Raw genomic sequence first — 4,524 nt, 5'->3', positions numbered from 1 at the left:
GTCAGCAATGCATGGTTCGTGAGCGCTTTGTGGCGTTATAGCGCCATTAAGCGCTCACGAGCTTCTGCTGGGCGAAACGATGTCGGTACCGCGCATCGTCCGGCCGCGTTGACGGCGGCGGGATGCCGGTGCCCGGTGAAGGCTGATTCGCGAACTCCGCTCGCAAGCGATTCGCCTGATGTCCGGGTCGGATGCGCCGGCAGAGAAGTGCCGACGCCCCGGCTCCGGAATTCAGCGGTCTGGCACCGCTGTTGGGCGCTGATCGCGCCGTGGGGGCGTTGCGAACGCCCGGCCGGGCATCGGTCGCGGCCGACCGGTGTTCCGGCGGCTGCGGACCGCTCAGGCCCGTTCTCGCCGCGAGCGGACGTCCGTGCGCAGTGTCGCACCTGGACGCCGCTCCGCCGCTGGCCGGAGCCTCCCCTCCGAGCGGATCGGAGGCTTCCAGCCGAGAGCGGGCGGCACCTCATCCCGATGGCCGGGTTCAGGTGGCCGCCCGCTCGGTCCACTGTTGCTCGCTGCAGCGGCGAGCACTCACTTCTTGGTGGACTTGCGAGTCGTCGTCGCCTTCTTGGTCGCCGGACGGGTCGTCTTGGCAGCGGTGGCCTTGGTGGTGCTGGCCTTCGCAGTGCTGGCCCGCTTGGTGGTCGCCTTGGCGGTGCTGGCCTTGGCGGTGGTCGCCTTGGTCGTGCTCGCCTTCGTGGTGGCGGCCTTCGTGGTCCGCTTCGGCGCGGCCTTGGTGGCGGTCGCCTTGGTGGCAGCGGCCTTCGGCGCAGCCTTGGTGGCGGCGGCCTTCGGCGCGGCCTTGGTGGCGGTCGCCTTGGTGGCGGCGGCCTTGGTGGTCGCGCGACCGGTGGTCTTGGTCGCGGCGGCGCGGGTGGTGGTCGCCTTCGCCTTGGTACCGGCCGGAGCCTTGGCGGTGGTCTTGGCGGCGGCGGTCCGGGTGGTGGCACCGCGGGTGGTGGCCGCCTTGACCGAGGACTGGCGCGGCAGTTTCCGCTGTCCGCCCACGACTTCCTTGAACTGGGTGCCGGCGCGGAAGGCGGGGACGTTGGTCTTCTTGACCTTCACGGACTCACCGGTGCGCGGGTTGCGGGCGGTACGCGCGGCACGGGCCCGCTTCTCGAAAACGCCGAAGCCGGTGATGTTGACCTTCTCGCCCTTGTTGACGTTGCGAACGATGATGTCCACGACGTTTTCCACAGCCTGGCTGGCGGTCTTCTTGTCTCCGAGGCGTTCTGCCAGAGCCTCGATGAGTTGGGCCTTGTTCACTTCAGTCCCTCCCAGGACACAACAACGGCCCCGTTGGGCCGACTCAATGTCAACGGTAAAGCCCCGGATAAACAAATGCCAATCGCCACGCCCCATTTTTTCGTTGGGGGCGCGGGCATTCGTCTCCGGGCAACGGGGCCGCAGTGCTCGTGGAGCAACTGTTCAGTTGTGCGCCGGGTGGCGGATTTTTCCTTGCACAGCAGAAAGAATCCGCCACCCGGTCAAGCCGCGATCACTCCGCGGGAGCGGGCAGCGTGGCCGGTTTGAAGCTCGGCCGCTGCTGCTCAAAAGTGTCGATCGTCTCGGCGTGCCGGAGCGTCAAACCGATGTCGTCGAGCCCTTCCAGCAACCGCCAGCGGGTGTAGTCGTCGATGCGGAACGACACGGTGAGATCCTTGGCGTGCACGGTCCGTTGCTCCAGATCCACCGTGACGGCGGTACCCGGCTCGTTCTCCAAGAGCTTCCACAGCAGTTCCACATCGGACTGCTCGCACTCGGCCGCCAGCAGGCCCTGCTTGCCCGAGTTGCCGCGGAAGATGTCGGCGAAGCGGCTGGAGATGACCACCCGGAAGCCGTAGTCCTTCAGCGCCCACACGGCGTGCTCGCGCGAAGATCCGGTGCCGAAGTCCGGTCCGGCGACCAGCACGCTGCCGGCGCGGAACGGCTCCTGGTTGAGGATGAAGTCCTCGTCGCCCCGCCAGGCGGCGAACAGCGCGTCCTCGAATCCGGTCCGGGAGACCCGCTTGAGGTAGACCGCCGGGATGATCTGGTCGGTGTCCACGTTGGACCGGCGCAGCGGGACGCCGACCCCGGTGTGCGTCTTGAACGGTTCCATCGTCACTGCTCCTGGTGGGTGGGTTTCAGTCGAGGTCTTCGGGCGAGGACAGGGTGCCGCGCACCGCCGTGGCGGCGGCCACGAGCGGCGAGACCAGGTGGGTGCGGCCGCCCTTGCCCTGCCTGCCCTCGAAGTTGCGGTTGGAGGTCGAGGCGCTGCGCTCGCCCGGGGTCAGCTGGTCCGGGTTCATGCCCAGGCACATCGAACAACCGGCCGAACGCCATTCCGCGCCGGCGGCGGTGAAAACCTCGTGCAGCCCTTCGGACTCCGCCTGCTTGCGGACCTTCATCGAGCCCGGCACGACCAGCATCCGCACGTCCTGCGCGACCTTGCGGCCCTTCAGGACCTCCGCGGCGGCGCGCAGGTCCTCGATGCGGCCGTTGGTGCAGGAGCCCAGGAACACCGTGTCGACCGACACCTCGCGCAGCGGCGTGCCCGCCGTCAAGCCCATGTAGGCCAACGCCTTCTCGGCGGCGAAGCGCTCGCCCTCGTCGGCGATCTGCGCCGGGTCCGGCACCCGCTCGCCCAGCGGCAGGCCCTGGCCCGGGTTGGTGCCCCAGGTGACGAAAGGCGTGAGCTCGTCGGCGTTCAGCGTGACTTCTGCGTCGAAAGTGGCGTCGTCATCGGTGCGCAGCGTCTTCCAGTACTCGACCGCGGCGTCCCACTCGGCGCCCTCGGGGGCGTGCGAACGTCCCTTCAAGTACTCGAAAGTCGTTTCGTCCGGCGCGATCATGCCCGCGCGGGCGCCCGCCTCGATCGACATGTTGCAGATCGTCATGCGGGCTTCCATGGACAGCTGGCGGATCGCCTCGCCGCGGTACTCGAGCACGTAGCCCTGCCCGCCGCCGGTGCCGATCTTGGCGATCACGGCCAGGATCACGTCCTTGCTGGTCACTCCTGGACGCAGGGTGCCCTCGACGTTGATGGCCATGGTCTTGAACGGCTTCAGCGGCAGCGTCTGGGTGGCCAGCACGTGCTCGACCTCGGAGGTGCCGATGCCGAAGGCCAGCGCGCCGAACGCGCCGTGCGTGGAGGTGTGGCTGTCGCCGCAGACCACGGTGGTGCCGGGCTGGGTCAGCCCGAGCTGCGGACCGACGACGTGCACGATGCCCTGCTCGGCATCGCCCATCGGGTGCAGCCGGACGCCGAATTCCGCGCAGTTCTTGCGCAAGGTCTCGACCTGGGTGCGCGAGACCGGGTCGGCGATCGGCAGGTCGATCCCGGTGGTGGGCACGTTGTGGTCTTCGGTGGCCAGCGTGAGGTCGGGGCGGCGCACCTTGCGGCCGGCCAGCCGGAGCCCTTCGAAGGCCTGCGGACTGGTCACCTCGTGCACCAGGTGGAGATCGATGTAGAGCAGGTCTGGCTCGTGGCCTTCACCGCGGCGCACGATGTGCGCTTCCCAAACCTTCTCCGCGAGCGTTTTTCCCATCGCTGCTCCCAGTCGAGCCTGCCGAGACCCCGGAACGGGTCTTCCCACAGAGTGGACTTCCCAGATGCCGGGAAGTTAGTATCGGTACGTGGGACAGCATAGCGGCATCGGAGTACTGGACAAGGCAGTGGCCGTTCTGCAGGCCGTTGCCAATGAACCGTGCGGCCTCGCGGAACTGTGCAGCCGCACGGGTCTGCCGAGGGCAACGGCGCACCGCTTGGCGGTGGGCCTGGAGGTGCACCGCCTCCTGCGCAGGGATTCGGACGGGCGCTGGCGCCCGGGAGCGGCTCTCGCGGAGCTCGCGGGCGGAGCAGTGGACCCGTTGCTGGAAGCAGCTACCACGGTACTGCCCAAACTCCGGGACATCACGGGCGAAAGCGTCCAGCTCTACCGCCGGGACGGCATGCAGCGCCTGTGCATCGCCACCGCGGAACCCCCGAGCGGTCTTCGGGACACAGTCCCGGTGGGCACGGCCCTCTCGATGTTCGCAGGCTCCGGTGCCAAGGTCCTCGCGGCCTGGTCGGACCCGGCCACGCAACGAGCGGTCCTAGCAGAAGCGGTGTACGGCGAGCGAACCCTCATGGAGGTCCGAAGGAGGGGCTGGGCCCAGAGCGTCGCGGAAAGGGAATCGGGCGTGGCCAGTGTGAGCGCCCCGGTGAAGGACGCCCAAGGCCAGGTAGTAGCGGCGATATCGGTCTCAGGCCCGATCGACAGAATGGGCCGCCGCCCAGGAGCCCGCTGGGCAGCAGACCTACTAGCAGCAGCAGAAGCCCTACAAAACCGCCTGTAAACCCCAAACCCAACAAAGGCGCGGGCCCAAAAGAGGGCCCGCCCAAAACACCCCACCCAACCCAGCCCCCGGCCAAGCTGGACCAACACACAAAGAAGCCCCCACTCGATGTGTGGGGGCTTCCGTGGTAGTCCCGACGGGATTTGAACCCGCGCTACCGCCTTGAGAGGGCGGCGTCCTAGGCCGCTAGACGACGGGACC

Annotated in this window: 4 protein-coding genes and 1 tRNA gene; 1 reads left to right on the top strand and 4 read right to left on the bottom strand. The window is 68.3% G+C overall.

Translation table 11 applies throughout. From position 1 onward, the window contains the following. Positions 1-531 precede the first annotated feature (531 nt). From ABTZ89_RS36180 to leuC, 3 genes are all read right to left on the bottom strand, one after another. Positions 532-1,269: an HU family DNA-binding protein gene (locus ABTZ89_RS36180; protein ID WP_270951132.1), complete on the bottom strand. Its 738-nt coding sequence runs from the start codon at positions 1,267-1,269 to the stop codon at positions 532-534. 232 nt (positions 1,270-1,501) lie between these two features. Further along, on the bottom strand, positions 1,502-2,104 hold the full coding sequence (gene leuD / locus ABTZ89_RS36175) for a 3-isopropylmalate dehydratase small subunit (RefSeq protein WP_270951131.1): 603 nt from the start codon (positions 2,102-2,104) through the stop codon (positions 1,502-1,504). Positions 2,105-2,129: 25 nt separating this feature from the next. Beyond that, positions 2,130-3,533 carry a 3-isopropylmalate dehydratase large subunit gene (leuC, locus tag ABTZ89_RS36170; protein WP_270951130.1) on the bottom strand — a complete coding sequence of 468 codons (1,404 nt, stop codon included), beginning with the start codon at positions 3,531-3,533 and terminating at the stop codon, positions 2,130-2,132. 88 nt (positions 3,534-3,621) lie between these two features. Between leuC and ABTZ89_RS36165 the strand changes: the two genes are divergently transcribed. Next, positions 3,622-4,323: an IclR family transcriptional regulator gene (locus ABTZ89_RS36165; protein WP_270951129.1), complete on the top strand. Its 702-nt coding sequence runs from the start codon at positions 3,622-3,624 to the stop codon at positions 4,321-4,323. A gap of 125 nt (positions 4,324-4,448) precedes the next feature. On the opposite strand, the gene ABTZ89_RS36160 is transcribed toward ABTZ89_RS36165, so the two are convergent. Then, positions 4,449-4,524: transfer RNA gene (locus tag ABTZ89_RS36160), tRNA-Glu, on the bottom strand.

This window comes from Saccharopolyspora sp. NPDC002686 (assembly GCF_040295745.1).
Taxonomy (GTDB): domain Bacteria; phylum Actinomycetota; class Actinomycetes; order Mycobacteriales; family Pseudonocardiaceae; genus Saccharopolyspora; species Saccharopolyspora oryzae.
This window is presented reverse-complemented; position numbering and strand designations above follow the sequence as displayed.

What these genes read in the sequence shown, in the direction of transcription:
- leuC (WP_270951130.1), bottom strand. Translation starts at nt 3,533, where the DNA reads ATGGGAAAAACGCTCGCGGAGAAGGTTTGGGAAGCGCACATCGTGCGC.
- leuD (WP_270951131.1), bottom strand. Translation starts at nt 2,104, where the DNA reads ATGGAACCGTTCAAGACGCACACCGGGGTCGGCGTCCCGCTGCGCCGG.